Below are 16,477 nucleotides of genomic sequence, written 5' to 3' on the forward strand. Positions count from 1 at the left end.
ATGACCACGACCACGACGGCCGCCGCGCAGGCGGTGGCGACCACTCCTCCGCCGCCCGCGCGCCGCAAGCGCACCATCGGCCGCACCTCGAAGACCTTCTACTGGATGACGGTCCCCGCCGTCCTGCTCTTCTTCGTGCTCCACACGGTCCCGGTCCTCACCGGAATCTTCTTCAGCTTCACGGACTACGCGGGCTACGGCTCGTGGGATCTGATCGGCGCCTCGAACTACCTCGCGCTCCTCCAGGACGACCGCGTCTGGAAGGCCTACGGGTTCACCTTCGGCTTCGCGATCGTGGCGACCGTGCTGGTGAACGTGATCTCGCTCGCCATCGCCGTCGCCCTCAACGCGCGGATCAAGTTCCAGACGGCGTTCCGCGGGATCTACTTCATCCCCTACGTGCTCTCGACCCTGGTCATCGGCTACGTGTTCCAGTACCTCTTCGCGAACTCGCTGCCGCAGATCCTCGGCGCGATCCCGGTGATCGGCGAGAACATCCTCGCGAACGCCGACTGGGCGTGGGTGGCGATCGTGGTGCTGGCGGTCTGGCAGGCCTCGGCCTTCTCGATCATCATCTACCTCGCCGGACTCCAGACCATCCCGGGCGAGCTCTACGAGGCGACCTCGCTCGACGGAGCGGGGAGGTGGCGGCAGTTCACCTCGATCACGTTCCCGCTGATCGCCTCCTTCTTCACGATCAACATGGTCATCTCGATGAAGAACTTCCTCCAGGTGTTCGACCACATCATCGCCCTCACCAACGGCGGTCCCGGCACCTCGACGGAGTCGATCACGCTGCTGATCTACCGCGGCGGCTTCCAGGGCGGCGAGTACGCCTATCAGACGGCCAACGCCGTCCTCTACTTCCTCATCATCATCGTGGTCTCGCTGATCCAGTTCCGAGTCCTCAGCCGCAGAGAGGCGTCGTTCTGATGACATCGACCATCACCCCCACGACCGCCATCGCCCTCGGCGAGCCCGAGGGGCGGCGCCGGCCCTCCCGCGACACCTACCGGATCAACTGGGGGGCGACCGCGCTCATCGCGGTCTGCTCGCTGACGATCCTCCTGCCGCTCTACTTCGCCGTCGTGACCGCGCTGAAGACGCCCGACCAGCTCGGCGGCACCGGGTTCGAGCTGCCGACCTCGATCTCGTGGGGCAACTTCGCCGAGGCGTGGACGGCGACCCGCTTCCCGCAGGCCTTCGTGAACACCGCGCTGATCACGGTCGGAGCCGTCGTGCTGACGCTGTTCTCGAACTCGATGGTCGCCTACGCGGTCGCCCGGAACATGCACAGGCCGTTCTTCAAGGGCGTCTACTTCTACCTGCTCGCCGCGGTCTTCGTGCCGTTCCCGATCATCATGCTGCCGGTGGTGAAGGAGACGGCCCTGCTGGGCCTGGACAACCAGGCCGGGCTGATCCTGCTCTACGCCGTGTTCGGGCTCTCGATCAACACGTTCATCTACACCGCCTTCATCCGCTCGATCCCCATCGAGCTCGAGGAGGCGGCGCGCACCGACGGCGCCTCGACCTGGCGGACCTACTGGCAGGTGATCTTCCCGCTGCTCGGCCCGATGAACGCGACCGTCGGGATCCTGACCTGCGTGTGGGCGTGGAACGACTTCATCCTGCCGCTCGTGGTGCTCTCGGACCCGTCCGCCCGCACCCTGCCGCTGGCCGAGTACGTCTTCCAGGGGCAGTTCAACACGAACTACACCGTCGCCTTCGCGTCCTACCTGATGGCGATGGCGCCGCTGCTGATCGTGTACCTCTTCGCGCAGCGCTGGGTGGTCAGCGGAGTGATGCGCGGGTCGATCAAGTAGCGGTCGCGGCGAGCGCCGCCTCGAGCAGGTCCGTGAGCACGGTGCCGCGCGAGCCCGCGTCCTCCGGGTGCCACTGCACGCACCAGAGCGGCGCGGACTCGTGCTCGAGGGCCTCGACGGTGCCGTCGTCGGCGCGGCCGACCACGACGAGGCCCTCGCCGGGACGGTCGACGGCCTGGTGGTGGGAGCTGCGGACGTCGAGCTCGGCGGCGCCGAGGATGCGAGCGAGGGCGCTGCCCGGCTCGAGCGCCACGCGGTGGTCGACCATCCCCGACAGGTGCTCGCCGGGGACCGACCGGCCGACGTGACCCGCGCCGGGCAGGTGCTGCACGAGGTCGCCGCCGAGGGCGACGTTGACCAGCTGCATCCCGCGGCAGATCCCGACCAGCGGGGTCCGCGTCTCGACGGCACGGCGGACGAGCGCGATCTGCGCGCGGTCGGCCGCGGGGAAGGACTGGCCTCGGTGCGGGTCGTCGGGCCGGCCGCCGTAGAGGGACGGGTCGACGTCCTCCCCTCCGGTGACCACGACGGCGTCGGCGGCGGCGAGCCGGCGCTCGAGCTCGGCGGCGCCGGCCTGCTCGGCAGGGACGCGGTCGACCACGAAGCCCGCGGCGGTGGCGGCCGAGACGACGCTCGCGGTCAGCAGCTGCAGCTCGATCTCGAACTCGGGATCCTCGCGGCCGCCGTCGGCGACGTCGACGACGAGCAGGACGGGGCGGTCGGAGGCCATGCGGACATCGTGCCACCCGGCCGGCTCCTGCAGAACGTCGGCGGAGAGCAGGGCGCCTCGGTCGAGGGGCGAGGAACCGCGCGTCCGGCCGGCGTTCTGCGCGAGCCCGCAGACCTCTCCCGGGGTCTGGTCAGGATCCGGCCCCGCGATCTAGGATGTTCACGTTCACATACCGTGCGAAGACGCACACCTCCGCGGCCCTGCGGATCGTGCCTCGACGCCGCACCCGATCACGAGGGCCTATCTGCATGAGACGATCACGATCGGCGGTGAGGACCGCTCTGGCGGTCGCGACCGTCGCCGCCACGGCGCTGCTCGGCGCCACGGTCCCCAGCTCCGCCTTCGGAGCCACCGAGACCCCGCTCCTCCACTACACGTTCGACACCGCCCCCACCGGCACCACGGTCGCCGACACCAGCGGCAACGGCTACAGCGCGACGCTGCGCGGCTCCGGAGCCCAGTTCCGCAACGGGCTCATCAGCCTCCCCGGCGGATCCGCCGCGGCCGCCCCCTACCTCGAGATCCCCACCGCCGGCCTCGTCGGCAAGAAGGACCTGACCTTCTCGACCTGGCTCGCCCACAAGGGCGGGACCGGCAACGTCGCCGCCGCGTTCGTCGGAGCGCCCGTCGCCTCCGGCGCCTCGTTCTCCTCCGGCTACTGGCTGCTCAACCCGAGCAACCTCTCCGGCTACACCAAGTCGGTCGTCACCAACTCGGTCAACGCGGGCGCTCCCTACAACACCGAGGTCGGCGCCGGAGCGACGGGCGCCCCGACCGTCGGCGCGCGCACCCCCTCGGGCCTCTCGCTCTACACGACCGTCATCGACGGCTCGACCGGCAAGCTCACCGTGTACGTCAACGGCGCGCAGATCTCGCAGAGCACGATCGCCCGCGACGTCTCCTCGTTCGGCCCGTCGCTCGTCGCGTACATCGCGCGCTCGACCTACAACGACCCGGGCTGGAACGGCGAGATGGACGACTTCGCCGTCTACGACAGCGCCCTCAGCAGCAGCTCCGTGCAGGCGCTCTACTCCTCGCAGGCCCTCGACCGCGCCGTCGCGTCGGTCACGGTGCCCACGGAGGCGACCGCCGGCTTCACGGTGCCCACCACCGCCAGCGGCGTCGGCATCACCTGGACGTCCAACAGCGCGGCCGTGGCCATCACCGGCGGCACCGCGACCGTCACGCGCCCCGCCGCGGGACAGCCGGACGCCACCGCCACGCTCACCGCCACCTACAGGGTCGGCACCGAGACCCGCTCGGTCGACTACACGGTGCGCGTCGCCGCGCAGCTGGACGACGCGACGAAGGTCCAGCGCGACCTCGCCGCGATCGCCGTCCCGAACGTCGGCGACATCCGGACGAACGTCTCGGTGCCCACCACCGGCACGCTCGGCTCGAGCATCGCCTGGAGCGTCGTCAGCCCGAGCGGAGCGACCGTCCGCGACGGCAGCGCCGCCGGCACCCGCACCATCGACGTCGACCGCCCCGCGACCGGGAGCCCCGCGATCGACGTGGTCGTCCGCGCGACCGCGACCAGCGGATCCACCACCCGGACCCGCGACTTCACCCTCCGGGTGCAGCCGCTCCCCGCCGGCACCGACGACACCGAGGCGTACGTCTGGGCGTTCTTCACCGGAGAGGGCGACGGCGCCGAGCGCATCAGCCTCGCCGCCTCGAAGGGCAACGACGCGCTGAGCTGGAACACGCTGAACGGCGGCAAGCCGGTCTTCACCTCGAACCTGGGGACGATGGGCCTGCGCGACCCGTTCATCATCCGCTCGCACGAGGGCGACAAGTTCTTCATGCTCGCCACCGACCTGAAGATCGACGGGCTCCCCGGCGGCTTCGACACTGCGCAGAAGTCGGGCTCGAAGTACATCGAGGTCTGGGAGTCGACCGACCTGGTGAACTGGTCCGCCCAGCGCCACGTCAAGGTCTCCACCGACTTCGCCGGCAACACCTGGGCCCCCGAGGCGTACTGGGACGACGAGCTCCAGACCTACGTCGTGTTCTGGGCCTCGAACATGTACCCGACCACGAACACGGCCGACCGCGCCTCCGTCACCTACAACCAGATGATGTACGCGACGACCGAGGACTTCACCTCCTTCTCGGAGGCGAAGCCGTGGATCGACGTCAAGCGCGGCGCCGGCAAGGGCACCATCGACTCGACGGTCGCGAAGGACGGCGACACCTACTACCGCTTCACCAAGGACGAGGCGTCGATGACCCTCCGCGAGGAGAAGAGCACCGACCTGCTGGCCACCGTCTCGGGCTCGCTGCCCGGCACCGGCGGACCGGCGGACGAGTGGTCGCTGGTCAAGGAGAAGGTGGCCTCGGGCCTGCCCAACGGCGAGCCCGGCAAGACCTTCACCAGCGGTGAGGGCCCCAACGTCTTCCCCGCCAACGAGGGCGACGTGAACGGCCTCGACTGGTTCCTCTTCATCGACCAGCCGAACTACCACGACGGGCCGAACCACTACATCCCGTTCGGCACCGACGACCTCGCGAACGGCGACTCCTGGCAGCCGCTCGGAGCGAAGCTCCGCACGGGCCTGCCGCAGAACGCCGACGGCGGCAAGCCGCGCCACGGCACGGTCATCCCGGTGACGCGCTCCGAGTACCAGAAGGTGCTCGAGGGCTACGCCCCCGGCCTGGCCGTCGCCTCGGTCGCTCCGCTGACCGCGACGACCACGGCCGGCACCGCGCCGGTCCTGCCCCGCGCCACGATCACGACCGCCGCCGGCACCACCAGCACGGTCGACGTGGCCTGGGACGCCGTCGCGCCCGCCGCCTACGCCACGGCCGGGACCTTCACGGTCTCGGGCGTCGCGCAGGACGCGTCTCGCATGCCGGTGCAGGTCACGGTCACCGTGCAGTCCTCGCTGAAGGTGAGCGCGACCGCCACGTCGCGCTGCGTCGCCGGCAAGGTCGTGCTGACGGTCGTCGGCAGGAACGGCGACACGGTGCGGATGGACGTCTCGATCAGCACCCCGGAGGGCGTGAAGCCGATCGCCGGCGTGAAGCCGGGCGCCTCCGGCTCCGCCGCGTTCACGGTGCGCTCGACGCAGCTCGCCGCGGGCGAGGCGACGGTCACCGGCACGGCCACGGTCGGCGGCAAGACCGTCACTGCCACGGCCACCGCGCCGTACAGCGCGCGCAGCTGCGGCTGACGCACGGCACTCCCCGGGAGCCCGTCGCACCTCACCGGTGCGGCGGGCTCCCGTCGTCGTGCGGGGGAGCCGGGAAACCGCCCTGACGCAGAGACGCCGCTCCCTCGGCGGCGCTTCGACGGACGGCGCGGCGCCTCGTCACGCGGGCGGGCCAGGGGCGGCCCGCCCGGCGTCATCCGGCGACGGCTGCCGGTCCGGCTTCGAGCAGGTCGCGGACGCTGCGCGGCTCGCGTCCGAGGAGGCGCCCGAGCTCGGGGCCGGTGCCCGCGAAGAAGCCGCGCTCGGCCGCCCGGTGCATCCCGAGGGTGAAGCGCACGAGGAACTCGGGCTGACCCGCCGCGACGCGCGCGGCGACCCACTCGTCATCGCCGAGGACGCGCAGCTCGACGGGCCGCCCGCCGACCTCGGCCGCGATCCCGGCGATCTCCTCGAACGTCGGAGCCTCCGTCGCGGTCAGCGTGACCGGCCCGTCGTGCGGGCTCCCCGAGAGGAGGAGCCGGGCGGCCGCCTCCGACTCGTCCTCGCGGGCCGTCCACGAGACGCGGCCGTCGTAGGGGACCTCGATCACTCCGGTCTCCCGCCACGGTCCGAGGAAGAGGCCCAGGCTGTGCGCGTAGAAGCCGTTGCGGAGCGACGTCCAGGCGAGTCCGGAGTCGGCGAGCAGGCGCTCGGTCGCCGCGTGGTCCCGGCCCGGGCCGAAGGGGGTGTCGGCGGCGGCGCCCTGGTGGCTCGTGTAGAGGACCCGTCCGACTCCGGCCGCGACGGCCGCCTCGACGGCGGTGCGGTGCAGGGCGACGGCGTCGGCCCGCGGATCGCTCGAGGAGACGTGGAGCAGCTGATCCGCTCCGTCGAAGGCGGCCGGGAGGGAGGCGGGGTCGGCGTAGTCGCCGACGCGCACCTCCACTCCGCGCTCCGCGACGCGGGCGGCCTTCGAGGCGTCGCGGGCGACGACGGCGATTCCGGAGGCGGGGACGGAGTCGAGGAGGTGGTCGACGGTGGCGCCGTTCAGAGCGCCGGTGGCACCGGTCACGATGATCATGGGGAGAGCCTTCCGATGAGGGGTATCAGCGATACCACGACGAAGATAACCACGGAATTCCCTTGATAGCAACCGTGCGCTACCGTCGATACGTGACCAGCCCCACTCCTCCGACCGACACGCGCCTGCGCATCGTCGAGGCGGCCGCCGGCCTCCTCCGCGACGACGGCCCCGCCGCCGTCACCACGCGAGCGGTCGCCCAGGCGGCCGGGCTGCAGGCCCCGGCGATCTACCGCCTCTTCGGCGACAAGGACGGCCTGCTCGAGGCGGTCGCGGAGCACGTGCTGGCCACCTGGGTCGACTCCAAGGCGCGGACGGTCGAGGCGGCCGTCGCCGGGGGCGTCGACCCGGTCGAGGACCTGCGCGCGGGCTGGGCCGCGCAGGTGGAGTTCGGCCTGGCCAACCCCGCGCTCTTCCGCCTCCTCAGCGATCCGGGCCGCGCCTCCGGATCGCCGGCCGCCCTCTCCGGGCGGCGGGTCCTCGCCGCCCGCGTGCAGCGCGTGGCCGCCGAGGGCCGCCTCCGCGTGCCGGAGGAGCGCGCCGTCGGCCTCATCCAGGCGGCGGGCACCGGCGTGGTCACCACCCTGCTCTCCACCCCCGCCGCCGACCGCGACCCCGGTCTCGCCGACGCCGCGCTCGACAGCGTGCTCGCGGGGATCCTCACCGACCCGCCCTCCCCCGGCGACGGCGGGCGGCTCACCGCCCTCGTCGGCGTCCGGGCCCTCGCACCGGAGCTCGCCGGCCTCACGCCCGCGGAGCGCCTGCTGCTCGCGGACTGGCTCGACCGTGCCCTCGCGGCGGCCGCGCAGGAGTGACGAGCACGCAGGAGTGACGGGCGCGCAGGAGTGACGGGCGCGCTTCCACCACAGGAGAGACGAGCGCCGTCCCGCCGCGGGAACGACGGCGCCTCCGTCCCGCAGAGACGCGGGCCTCGCGGCTAGGCGCGCCTGCCGTCGGGCGGGAGGATCGACGCCTGGATGAGCGGCACGGGGCAAGGAGGGCATGTTGAAGCTGTGGAGCGCGTCAAACGCGTTCCTCTACCTCGGCAGCGTCAAGGAGAACGACTTCCTGCAGAACGTCTCCGAGCTCGTCGGTGACTACGACCGCGAAACGACCTCCGCCAGCTATAACAAGGGCGTCCGCTCACCCTGCAGGTAGCTCATCAGTCCGGACATGCGTCCGCCCCGGGTCACGCTCGGGATCACGCGCCGGCCAGCCTCTTCATCGCCACCGATACTCAGAGACGACCGCGCGGTAGTCAGCGATCCTCGTCGGGGAATCGGCTCTCCGTGTTCGCGAACCGGGCGAGCTGGTTGAGGTTGCTCGAGACGTACCCGATCGTGCTGCGGATGTTCATCAGATCCGCGGCAACTGACTTGAACTCCGCGTCCGTGATGACCGCGTCCTCGGCCGTCGCGGACTCGAACGGGGAAGTGCGACGCCCGCAGCGGGTCGAGCAGGCTGTCGCCGGCGACTACTCGCCGTCCTTCGCCCTCGCGCTGATGCAGAAGGACGCGGGGCTGATCCAGGCCTACGCGGACAGCGTCGGTGCGCCCGTCCCCGGCGTCGCGACGGCCCGCCACTACATCGACGAGGCGATGGCCGCCGGCTTCGGCGGGGAGAACGCCTCGGCGCTGATCAAGGCGATCGCCGCCGAGGCCGACGTCGACCTGACCCGGCGCTGACCCTCCACCCCGGGGGTGCCCCTGCCCGGCCGTGACGGCCGCCGCAGGGGCTCCCCCGGCACCCTCCCCGTCCCGGCCGCGCCGCGTGCTTCACTGGAGGGATGACCACGCGTGACGACCACATCGCCGACTTCGCCGAGTTCCTGACCGCCTCCCCCTCCTCGTACCACGCGGCCGCCGAGGCGGCACGTCGCCTCGAGGGAGCCGGATTCACGGGGCTGGACGAGACGCAGGCGTGGCCCGCGGGGCCCGGCCGGTACTACGTCGTCCGCGACGGCGCGATCATCGCCTGGCACCTGCCCGAGGGCTCCGGGGCGACCACGCCCTTCCGCATCCTGGGCGCCCACACCGACTCCCCCGGCTTCATGCTCAAGCCCCGGCCGACGATCGGCTCGAAGGGCTGGCTGCAGGCCGGCGTCGAGATCTACGGCGGCCCGCTGCTCAACTCCTGGCTCGACCGCGAGCTCGAGCTGGCCGGGCGCGTGGTCACCCGCGACGGCTCGACGCGCCTGCTCCGGACCGGCCCGCTGCTGCGCATCCCGCAGCTCGCGATCCACCTCGACCGCACGGCGAACGAGGGCCTCACCCTCGACCGCCAGAAGCACACCGTCCCCGTGTTCGGCATCGGCGACGCCTCCGAGGTCGACCTGCTCCAGCTGCTCGCCGCGCACGCCGGGCTCGACGAGGCCTCCGACATCGCCGGCTACGACCTGCTCACCGCCGACACGCAGGAGCCGCGCCGCTTCGGCCTCGACGAGATGTTCCTCGCCGCCGGGCGGATGGACGATCTCAGCTCCGTGCACGCCGGCCTCGTCGCGCTCCTCGCGGCGAGCGCCGATCCCGCGGCGCCGCCCGCGCACATCAGCGTGCTCGCCGCCTTCGACCACGAGGAGCTCGGCTCGGCGAGCCGGTCCGGAGCGAGCGGGCCGTTCCTCGAGGACGTCCTCTCGCGCATCGGCACGGCCCTCGGCGCCGGCGTCGACGAGCGCGCCCGGGCGATCGCCGCCTCCTGGTGCCTCTCGGCCGATGCGGGCCACTCCGTGCACCCCAACTACTCCGAGAAGCACGATCCCGCGAACCAGCCGGTGGCCGGGAAGGGGCCGCTGCTCAAGATCAACGCGACGCAGCGCTACGCGACGGATGCGCGCGGTGCGGCGCTGTGGGCGGGCGTCTGCGAGCGCGCCGGGGTCGGGTACCAGGAGTTCGTCTCGAACAACTCGGTGCCGTGCGGATCGACGATCGGCCCGCTGACCGCGACCCGGCTCGGCATCTCCACGGTCGACGTGGGAGTGCCGCTGCTCTCGATGCACTCGGCGCGCGAGCTCGTCCACGTGGACGACCTGGTCGCCCTGACCGCGGCGATCGAGGCGTTCTTCACTCCCTGAGCCGGGTCCGGGGCGACCGGGGCCCGTGGCTCCGCGCAGCCTGTGGGCGGACCCTGCGACTCCGCGCAACCGCCAGGCGGGCCCCGCGGCTCCGCTCAGTCGCCGGGCGGCCGCCTGCGCTGCTGCTTCGTCTCGGACCGCTGCTGCTTCGCGGCGAGCCGCCGGCGGGTGGAGCCGCGCGTGGGCCGGGTCGGGCGCCGCGGGGCGGAGGGAGGCGCGAGGGCCGCGGTGATGATCCCGCGGAGCAGCTCGAGGGCCGTCTCGCGGTTGCGCAGCTGCGAGCGCTCCTGCGCCACCGTGACGGTGACCGCCCCGGAGACGAGTCGCCGCCCGAGGCGCTCGAGAAGGCGCGAGCGCTGCTCGTCAGAGAGGGCCGTCGACTCCTCGACGCTCCAGGTGAGCTGCACGCGGCTGTCGGAGGTGTTCACGTGCTGCCCGCCGGGCCCGGAGGAGCGCGAGAACCGCCACTGCAGCTCCGATGCGGGGACGACGAGCCCCGGCCGCACCTCGAGATCCATGCGGCAAGCCTGGCACGCGCCCACCCCGGAGCGGCAGCGCCGACGATCCGCTCCCGGGTGCGGTGTCCTCTTGCGGACGTGTCCGCTACAGGCTCTTGTCCCCGCCGTGGTCACGTCCCGACACTGGAGAGGTGCCCGGGCGGGCGCATCGGCCGACTCCTCAGGGCCACCCGAAGGCGTCGAGGGGTCGGCCGCACGGCTCGGTCCCGCGGGAGCTCAATCGCGCGGCACCGTCTCGGCGAGGTCGATCTCGCCGTCGTCCAGCACTCCCGGCTCGAGCGCCTCCGGATCGTCGAGCACCGGCTCTCCGGCACCGGCGTCGCCGTCGCGGGTGCGCGAGTCCGCCGCCCACGCCGTGCCGAGCGCGAAGAGCGTCGCCACTCCGTAGTGCTCCATCGCGGCGGCCACGCGGCGGCGGCCGGTCCGAGGGTTCATGCCGAGCCGGTGCGACGCGGTCTCGAGCGTGACGCCCTGGCGCATCAGCCGGAGCAGCGGCAGCCAGCTCTGGTCGACGGCGCCGATCGGAGCGGCCTGCCGCCACAGCACCTCGAAGTACGACTCGACCAGACCGGCCAGCGCCGCATGGCGCACGCCGAGCACGCTGGTCGGCTTCGTCTCGCCCCACTCGAACGGGACGGCGAGGTGGTCGCCGTCGACCCAGAACCAGCTCGGCGGGCTCTCGAGGAGCCGGTACTCGACGCCCGCCGCCTGGTACGCCTCCACCCGGGCGAGCACCCGGGGGTCGCGCGCGCCGGCGGCCGGCATGATGACGCGCACCCGGTCCTTCGCCGCGAGCGCGTGCCCGAAGCGGATCGCCCGCTCCGTCGGCGGATCGAGGAACCGCTCCACGTTCGGGAGCACCGCCACGAGCGAGCCGGAGTCGCGGCGGACGAGGTCGAACCAGAGGTCCTCGGACGCGTGCGGCCCGTGGCGGAGGAGGGTCGGCACGGGATCCGACGTGTCCTCGCCGACCCGCCAGGCGCCGAGCAGCATCGGCAGGCCCGCGACCACGCTCTCGATCCCGTCCAGGGACTCCCTGCCCGCCCGCCGCGCCGACTCCGTGTGCCGGGCGATGGCCGCGGCCGCCCACTCCATCGGCGCCGGGAAGTCGAGCTGCTCGCCCTCGCCGCCCATGAGCCCCCGGCCGCGGAGCCGCTCGATCGCCGCAGCGACCTCGGCCTCGTCGATGTGGGTCAGCTCCGCCGCGTCGGCCAGCGTCGCCGGCCGTCCCCGCAGCAGCGCAGCCAGGAGTCCGTCGTCGTCCATGCGTCTCCTTCGCCGTGGGCCGTCACCCGAGGGTGCCGTCTCCGCGGTCGAGGAGCAAGGGACGCGCGGCGGACGGCGGGGAGCGGCCAGGCGGGGGCGGCGGATGAACTCGTGACGAGCACGGACCTCGGCCCGCCTGAGGAGGCCAGCCGGAAGATCAGGGCCGTCCCTGGTTCTCCGTCTCGATGCCTCCCCAGGCCTACTGTTCTGCGACGTCCCGTACGCGACCGGACTCCGAGCCCTTGAGAGAGGAGACGTCTGGTCGACTTCAGACGCTCGGGCTCCCGTCGTCGAGGTCCTCGTGGTGGCGGTCGACGTATCCAGCCATGCCGGGGACCGTGAAGGCGATCTGGCCGTGCTCGGGTGAGTAGACCAGTCCTTTGCTGATGAGCGCGGCACGGTAGGGCCCGAGGCTGGTTGTCGGGATACCCATTCGCTGCGTGACGAGAGCGGTGGAGGAGGGTCCCTCACCGTCGGCTGCCATGGCGCGGAGCATTCGTCGCTCTGAGCGCGTGGCTCGCTGCCATCGTGAGCGGAAGAATCCGGCATCGAGCTGTTCGGTCCCGTACTGCACTGCTGCCGTGGCGTCGGCCAGAGTGACAAGACGACTGGAGAGGTTCCATGCGGCCTGCCCGTACTCCTGAATGAAGTACGGGTAGCCGCCTGCGGCTTCGAGGAGAATCTCGAGCGCATCGGGAGCGAACTCAGCGCCGAGCCGCTCCGCGGGCTCTCGGAGAGCGTGCGCCGCATCGTCGCGAGAGAAGGTGCCTATCTGTCGGTAGTTGAAGAGGCGCTCGGCGTACGAACGCGTCTCGGTGAGGACACGGGGGAGATTCGGGAGGCCGGCGGCGATGATGTAGAACGGCCACTCCCGCTGGTTCGCCGCATGCTGAGCGGCGATGAGCGCACCCATCGTCTCCGCATCGAGGTCCTGCATCTCATCGACGAACACACCGAAGGCACGACGACGCTCCCCCAGAGCGGTGGAAACGTCTTCGACGAGCTCGAGGAGGTCGACTTCAGCGTCGCCGGAGTCGGCACGTCCGTCGTTGAGTGCGACTCCGAGTTCGATCCCCGTTGCACCGACCTTCGCATTGAACGAGGAGATCGTGCCGAGTGCTTCTCGCATCAGCTCCGTCGGCTTCGAGCGGGTGAGCTTGCGAGCGGACACGACGAGCTCTCGAGCCAGGGCACGCCGTACGGCCCGCGCGCCGCCTTCATCCCGACGCGCCTCGAGGCGCACCGTGAGCCACTCGAACGACTCCGCCATGCGGTGCATCTCGTTCAACAGCACCGTCTTGCCGACGCCGCGGAGGCCCGTGAGCACGATGCCGCGGTCGCTCATTCCATGCGTGACACGAGCGCGGATCGTGTCGAACGCTTCGAGCTCGCCAGTCCGACCAACGAGCTCGGGCGGCCGCCGACCGGATCCAGGGCTGTAGGGGTTCTGCTCAGGCAACATCTAGCCGATGATAGTCACCTCTAGCCGAAACCTAATTCATTGCTATCGACTGCAATCGTCCGCGCCGGCGCCACGTGGTGGCGACCATGCGATGCTGCGAACCCCCGTTCCAGCTTCCCTTCGAGTCGCCGCCGGGCAGCGCATCGGACCCTGCACGCTGAAGGGCGAGCGCGAGCCATGTCCGCTCCGACCGAGGATCGGCTCGCGCCGTCGATCCGGGTTCGGCCGGGCGCATGATGCTGCGGTCACTCGGACAGCAGCGGGATCGAGCGGCCCAGGCGCCTGCCGTACTCGGCGATGGCGCGGCCGACGGGGAGCCGCTCGGCCTCGTAGCGCTGGAGCGCCTCGTCGACCGGGTGCCGCGCGAGGGAGCCGGCGAGGGCCAGCGCGTCGCCCGCCGCCTTGGCCGCGCCCATGGCCGTGTGCGGCCGCACCGTCACGGCGGCGTCACCGAGGAGGGCGACCCGGCCGCGGACCGTCCGCGGCGGGACGTAGTCGACGATCGCCTGCAGGAAGGGCTGCGGCTCGGCCAGGACGGCGGCCGCGAAGGGCGGCGGCAGGCGGTCGACCGCGTCCTCCTCGAGCCGGCGGCGGAGGTCGTGGGCGAGGTCGCCGGGCGCGAGGGACACGCTCTCCGGCGGACGGCCGGACGCCGTCATCACTCCGCGGAGGGCGTCCTCGGAGAGGGGCCGGTACCAGACCCAGTTGTAGCGCCGTCGGCCGGGCTCCACCTCGCCGGCGGGTCCGGGGACGAGGTAGCCGAGCATGTGCTCGCCGGGCGCGGTGTAGAAGGCGAAGCGTCCGAGCAGAGTCGCCGCGGCCTCGGCGGGGAGCGCCGACTCCGGGATCAGCCCGCGCCAGGTCGAGTAGCCGGCGTAGCGGTTCCCCGACGCCTCGGGCGCGACCGCCGCGCGCACGACGGATCCGAGGCCGTCGGCTCCGAGGACGACGTCGAACTCCAGGCCGCTCCCGTCGCGCAGCTCGACGACGACCGGGTCCGTCCCGGTCGAGGGGCGCACCCCGGCGACGGCGTGACCGAGGAGGTAGCGGTCGGCGGGGAGCCGCGAGCGGAGCGTGTCGTAGAGGTGGTCCCACGACACCTGCGTCTGCGGGGAGGGGTCGCGGCCGATCACGCGCCCGGAGCGGTCGAGGGTGATCCGCTCGTGCGCGACGACGCCGACCCGCGCCTCGTCGTCGCGGCCGATCGCGTGCAGGAGGTCGATCAGGTCCTGCTGGGCCACCAGCCCGGCTCCCCGCCGCGACAGGCCCGTCGCCGACCGCTCGAGGACCGTCACGCGGTGCCCGTCGCGGACGAGCAGGGCCGCGGCGAACAGTCCGCCGATCGAGCCGCCGACGATCCCGACGTCGAGCGGGCGCACCGCTCTTCCTGCTGCCATGAGCGCGACCGTACAGGCGAGCGCGCGGCGCCCGTTCCTACAGACGGCGGAACAGCGCGGCCTCAGGCGCGGTCGTCCGCGCGCAGCGATCGGATCATCCCGCGGAGCAGGCGCGCCGCCGCCTGCCGCTCCTCCTCCGTGAGCCCCTCCAGCATCCGCAGCTCCACCCCGCGGACGGCGGCGGACGCCTCGGCCAGGCTCCGGCGTCCGCGCTCGGTGAGCCGGGCGGGGAGCGCCTTGCCGACCGGAGCCGCGTCGGGGCGGGTGACGACGCCGTCGCGCTCCAGAGTCTGCAGCAGGACGTTCATCGACTGCCGGGTGACGAAGGCGCCCCGCGCGAGCTCCGAGTTGGAGAGGCCCGGCCGCTGGGCGAGGAGCTCGAGGCAGGAGTAGTGGGTGACCGTCATCCCGAGCGGGCGGAGCACCGCCTCCATCGCCGCGCGCAGGGCGCTCGACGCCTCCTTGAGGAGGTAGCCGAGCGAGGTCTCGAGGTCGATGCCGTCTTGACTCATGTCAGTATTCTGACATACGCTCCGGTGTGTCAGAAAGCTGACACAACCGAGGAGGAACCCCATGCCCGTCACCGGCCCCGACTTCGTCTCGCTCCAGGTCCGCGACCTCGCGGCGTCCCAGGCGTTCTACGAGCAGTACCTCGGCCTGGTCCGCTCGCCCGCCGGCCCGCCGCACGCCGTCGTCTTCGCGACGACTCCGATCGCCTTCGCCCTGCGCGACCTCGCGCCCGGCACCGACCTCGACTCCGCCTCCCGCCCCGGTGTGGGCGCCGCGCTCTGGCTGCACGCGACCGGCGTGCAGGAGATCCACGACGCGCTCGTCGCCGACGGGCACCCCGTCGTCGCGGCTCCGATCGACGGCCCGTTCGGGCGCACCTTCACCTTCGCCGACCCGGACGGCTACCACGTCACCCTGCACGACCGCGCCTGAGCGGGACGGTGCGGACCGCGCCTGAGCTGAGCGGGGCAGAGCGGACGGGACGGGGCCGAGCGCCTCAGCCCATCGCGCGCAGCTGAGCCGCGAAGAGGTGCAGCGAGCGGTCGACCTCGGGCAGCGCCGGCGTCCGGTTGAGGTGCCCGTGGGGCATGCCGGCGGCCAGGTGCCCGGTCACGGCGACGCCCGCCTCCGCGAGCTGGCGCAGGAGCAGCTCCGCCGACCCGCGCAGCTCGTCGTACTCGTTCACGAGGACCGTGACCGGAGGCAGACCCGCCAGCGGCGCGGAGCCGGGCAGCGCCTCGACGGGGAGGTCGGAGATCCGCCCGAGGTAGGTGCGCACCATGCCCTCGATGCTCGACGGAGGGAAGCGGAGGACCGGCGGCAGCTCGCGCAGCTCGGCCGCGATCGCGTCGTCGACGGCGGGGTTGGGGAAGTGGGCGAAGGGGTAGGCCAGGAGCACGTGCTCCGGCAGCCGCGCACCGGCGTCGCGCTCGCGGAGGACCGCGCCGAGGGCCAGGGCCGCTCCCGCGCTCGCGCCGCCGATCGCGACGGGCGTGGATCCGGACTCCGTGCTGCGGAGGTGCCGCCAGGCGGCGTGCACGTCGTCCAGCGGCACGGGGTAGCGGACGTCGGGGCCGGCGAGCCGGTAGTCGACGGAGACGACCCGGGCCCGCGCCCGGTGGGCGAGCTCCGCCGCGACGACGTGCGACTCGCGCATGTCGATGCTCCCGGCGGCGAACCCTCCTCCGTGCACCCAGAGCAGAGCGCGCTCGGGCGCGGCGGGCGAGTACACGCGCAGCGGGACCGGTCCGTGCGGGCCGGACGCCGTCTCCGCGACGACGTCGATCCCCTCGGGCAGCGACCAGGGCCCCGAATCCTCCTCGAAGGCGGCCATGCGGGCGGCCTGCTCGGCGTCGAGCGGATACGCGAGGCCGGCCAGGAGAGGCAGCCGAGCGGCGAGATACGGATCGAACGGCATCGGCTCCTCCTGCGGGGTCGGGGTCGCGGACCACGCTAGCCCGGCCGCGGGTCCTCGAGCGGCGCCTGC

16 protein-coding genes are annotated in these 16,477 nt (G+C 72.6%); 8 read left to right on the plus strand and 8 right to left on the minus strand.

The features are described 5' to 3' along the window. Together C5B92_RS06115 and C5B92_RS06120 are read left to right on the plus strand one after the other, a co-directional pair. Entirely contained in the window at positions 1-933 is a 933-nt protein-coding gene (locus C5B92_RS06115; RefSeq protein WP_104225874.1) for a carbohydrate ABC transporter permease, read from the plus strand. Then, the gene (locus C5B92_RS06120) at positions 933-1,823 is read left to right on the plus strand and encodes a carbohydrate ABC transporter permease (protein WP_374952922.1); all 891 of its coding nucleotides are present in this window, start codon (positions 933-935) and stop codon (positions 1,821-1,823) included. Before C5B92_RS06115 ends, C5B92_RS06120 begins: the two co-directional genes overlap by 1 nt. Here the strand turns inward: C5B92_RS06120 and C5B92_RS06125 are convergent. Beyond that, positions 1,816-2,553, minus strand: a complete 738-nt coding sequence (locus C5B92_RS06125) for a gamma-glutamyl-gamma-aminobutyrate hydrolase family protein (RefSeq protein WP_104255231.1) — start codon at positions 2,551-2,553, stop codon at positions 1,816-1,818. The genes C5B92_RS06120 and C5B92_RS06125 overlap by 8 nt on opposite strands. Before the next feature lie 269 nt (positions 2,554-2,822). On the opposite strand from C5B92_RS06125, the gene C5B92_RS06130 reads away from it, so the two are divergent. Next, on the plus strand, positions 2,823-5,729 hold the full coding sequence (locus C5B92_RS06130; protein ID WP_181028752.1) for an immunoglobulin-like domain-containing protein: 2,907 nt from the start codon (positions 2,823-2,825) through the stop codon (positions 5,727-5,729). 172 nt (positions 5,730-5,901) lie between these two features. Here C5B92_RS06130 and C5B92_RS06135 read toward each other — a convergent pair whose 3' ends face one another. Next, a complete protein-coding gene (locus C5B92_RS06135) occupies positions 5,902-6,768 on the minus strand; it encodes an NAD(P)H-binding protein (RefSeq protein ID WP_104350172.1) in 867 nt (288 codons plus the stop codon). Between the two features lie 92 nt (positions 6,769-6,860). Here C5B92_RS06135 and C5B92_RS06140 point away from each other — a divergent pair, with 92 nt between their 5' ends. From C5B92_RS06140 to C5B92_RS06155, 4 genes are all read left to right on the plus strand, one after another. Beyond that, positions 6,861-7,583 carry a TetR/AcrR family transcriptional regulator gene (locus tag C5B92_RS06140; protein WP_104255228.1) on the plus strand — a complete coding sequence of 241 codons (723 nt, stop codon included), beginning with the start codon at positions 6,861-6,863 and terminating at the stop codon, positions 7,581-7,583. A gap of 187 nt (positions 7,584-7,770) precedes the next feature. Then, positions 7,771-7,926, plus strand: a complete 156-nt coding sequence (locus C5B92_RS06145) for a TraM recognition domain-containing protein (RefSeq protein ID WP_104255227.1) — start codon at positions 7,771-7,773, stop codon at positions 7,924-7,926. A gap of 275 nt (positions 7,927-8,201) precedes the next feature. Continuing rightward, positions 8,202-8,453, plus strand: a complete 252-nt coding sequence (locus C5B92_RS06150; protein ID WP_181027148.1) for an NAD-binding protein — start codon at positions 8,202-8,204, stop codon at positions 8,451-8,453. A 101-nt stretch (positions 8,454-8,554) separates the two neighbouring features. Beyond that, positions 8,555-9,838, plus strand: coding sequence for a M18 family aminopeptidase (locus C5B92_RS06155; RefSeq protein ID WP_104255226.1), 1,284 nt, complete (start codon positions 8,555-8,557; stop codon positions 9,836-9,838). A 95-nt stretch (positions 9,839-9,933) separates the two neighbouring features. On the opposite strand, the gene arfB is transcribed toward C5B92_RS06155, so the two are convergent. The 5 genes from arfB to C5B92_RS06180 form a co-directional block, all read right to left on the minus strand. Then, positions 9,934-10,356, minus strand: coding sequence for an alternative ribosome rescue aminoacyl-tRNA hydrolase ArfB (gene arfB / locus C5B92_RS06160; protein ID WP_104224044.1), 423 nt, complete (start codon positions 10,354-10,356; stop codon positions 9,934-9,936). A 216-nt stretch (positions 10,357-10,572) separates the two neighbouring features. Next, a complete protein-coding gene (locus C5B92_RS06165; protein WP_104255225.1) occupies positions 10,573-11,622 on the minus strand; it encodes a hypothetical protein in 1,050 nt (349 codons plus the stop codon). Positions 11,623-11,890: 268 nt separating this feature from the next. Beyond that, a complete protein-coding gene (locus tag C5B92_RS06170; RefSeq protein WP_104255224.1) occupies positions 11,891-13,084 on the minus strand; it encodes an ATP-binding protein in 1,194 nt (397 codons plus the stop codon). Between the two features lie 245 nt (positions 13,085-13,329). Further along, a complete protein-coding gene (locus tag C5B92_RS06175; protein ID WP_219814259.1) occupies positions 13,330-14,481 on the minus strand; it encodes an FAD-dependent monooxygenase in 1,152 nt (383 codons plus the stop codon). 62 nt (positions 14,482-14,543) lie between these two features. Further along, a complete protein-coding gene (locus tag C5B92_RS06180) occupies positions 14,544-14,993 on the minus strand; it encodes a MarR family winged helix-turn-helix transcriptional regulator (RefSeq protein WP_104255222.1) in 450 nt (149 codons plus the stop codon). Positions 14,994-15,054: 61 nt separating this feature from the next. Here C5B92_RS06180 and C5B92_RS06185 point away from each other — a divergent pair, with 61 nt between their 5' ends. Next, positions 15,055-15,423 carry a VOC family protein gene (locus C5B92_RS06185; RefSeq protein WP_104255221.1) on the plus strand — a complete coding sequence of 123 codons (369 nt, stop codon included), beginning with the start codon at positions 15,055-15,057 and terminating at the stop codon, positions 15,421-15,423. Between the two features lie 64 nt (positions 15,424-15,487). On the opposite strand, the gene C5B92_RS06190 is transcribed toward C5B92_RS06185, so the two are convergent. Further along, complete coding sequence (locus C5B92_RS06190) at positions 15,488-16,408, minus strand: alpha/beta hydrolase fold domain-containing protein (protein ID WP_104350173.1); 921 nt, start codon at positions 16,406-16,408, stop codon at positions 15,488-15,490. Between the last annotated feature and the right edge of the window lie 69 nt (positions 16,409-16,477).

Origin of the sequence: Rathayibacter sp. AY1A4 (assembly GCF_002930955.1) — a bacterium.
Taxonomy (GTDB): Bacteria; Actinomycetota; Actinomycetes; order Actinomycetales; family Microbacteriaceae; genus Rathayibacter.

Coding starts and splice junctions, on each gene's coding strand:
- C5B92_RS06115 (WP_104225874.1), top strand. CDS start 1: ATGACCACGACCACGACGGCCGCCGCGCAGGCGGTGGCGACCACTCCT.
- C5B92_RS06120 (WP_374952922.1), top strand. CDS start 933: ATGACATCGACCATCACCCCCACGACCGCCATCGCCCTCGGCGAGCCC.
- C5B92_RS06125 (WP_104255231.1), bottom strand. CDS start 2,553: ATGGCCTCCGACCGCCCCGTCCTGCTCGTCGTCGACGTCGCCGACGGC.
- C5B92_RS06135 (WP_104350172.1), bottom strand. CDS start 6,768: ATGATCATCGTGACCGGTGCCACCGGCGCTCTGAACGGCGCCACCGTC.
- C5B92_RS06145 (WP_104255227.1), top strand. CDS start 7,771: ATGTTGAAGCTGTGGAGCGCGTCAAACGCGTTCCTCTACCTCGGCAGC.
- C5B92_RS06155 (WP_104255226.1), top strand. CDS start 8,555: ATGACCACGCGTGACGACCACATCGCCGACTTCGCCGAGTTCCTGACC.
- arfB (WP_104224044.1), bottom strand. CDS start 10,356: ATGGATCTCGAGGTGCGGCCGGGGCTCGTCGTCCCCGCATCGGAGCTG.
- C5B92_RS06165 (WP_104255225.1), bottom strand. CDS start 11,622: ATGGACGACGACGGACTCCTGGCTGCGCTGCTGCGGGGACGGCCGGCG.
- C5B92_RS06170 (WP_104255224.1), bottom strand. CDS start 13,084: ATGTTGCCTGAGCAGAACCCCTACAGCCCTGGATCCGGTCGGCGGCCG.
- C5B92_RS06175 (WP_219814259.1), bottom strand. CDS start 14,481: ATGGCAGCAGGAAGAGCGGTGCGCCCGCTCGACGTCGGGATCGTCGGC.
- C5B92_RS06180 (WP_104255222.1), bottom strand. CDS start 14,993: ATGAGTCAAGACGGCATCGACCTCGAGACCTCGCTCGGCTACCTCCTC.
- C5B92_RS06185 (WP_104255221.1), top strand. CDS start 15,055: ATGCCCGTCACCGGCCCCGACTTCGTCTCGCTCCAGGTCCGCGACCTC.
- C5B92_RS06190 (WP_104350173.1), bottom strand. CDS start 16,408: ATGCCGTTCGATCCGTATCTCGCCGCTCGGCTGCCTCTCCTGGCCGGC.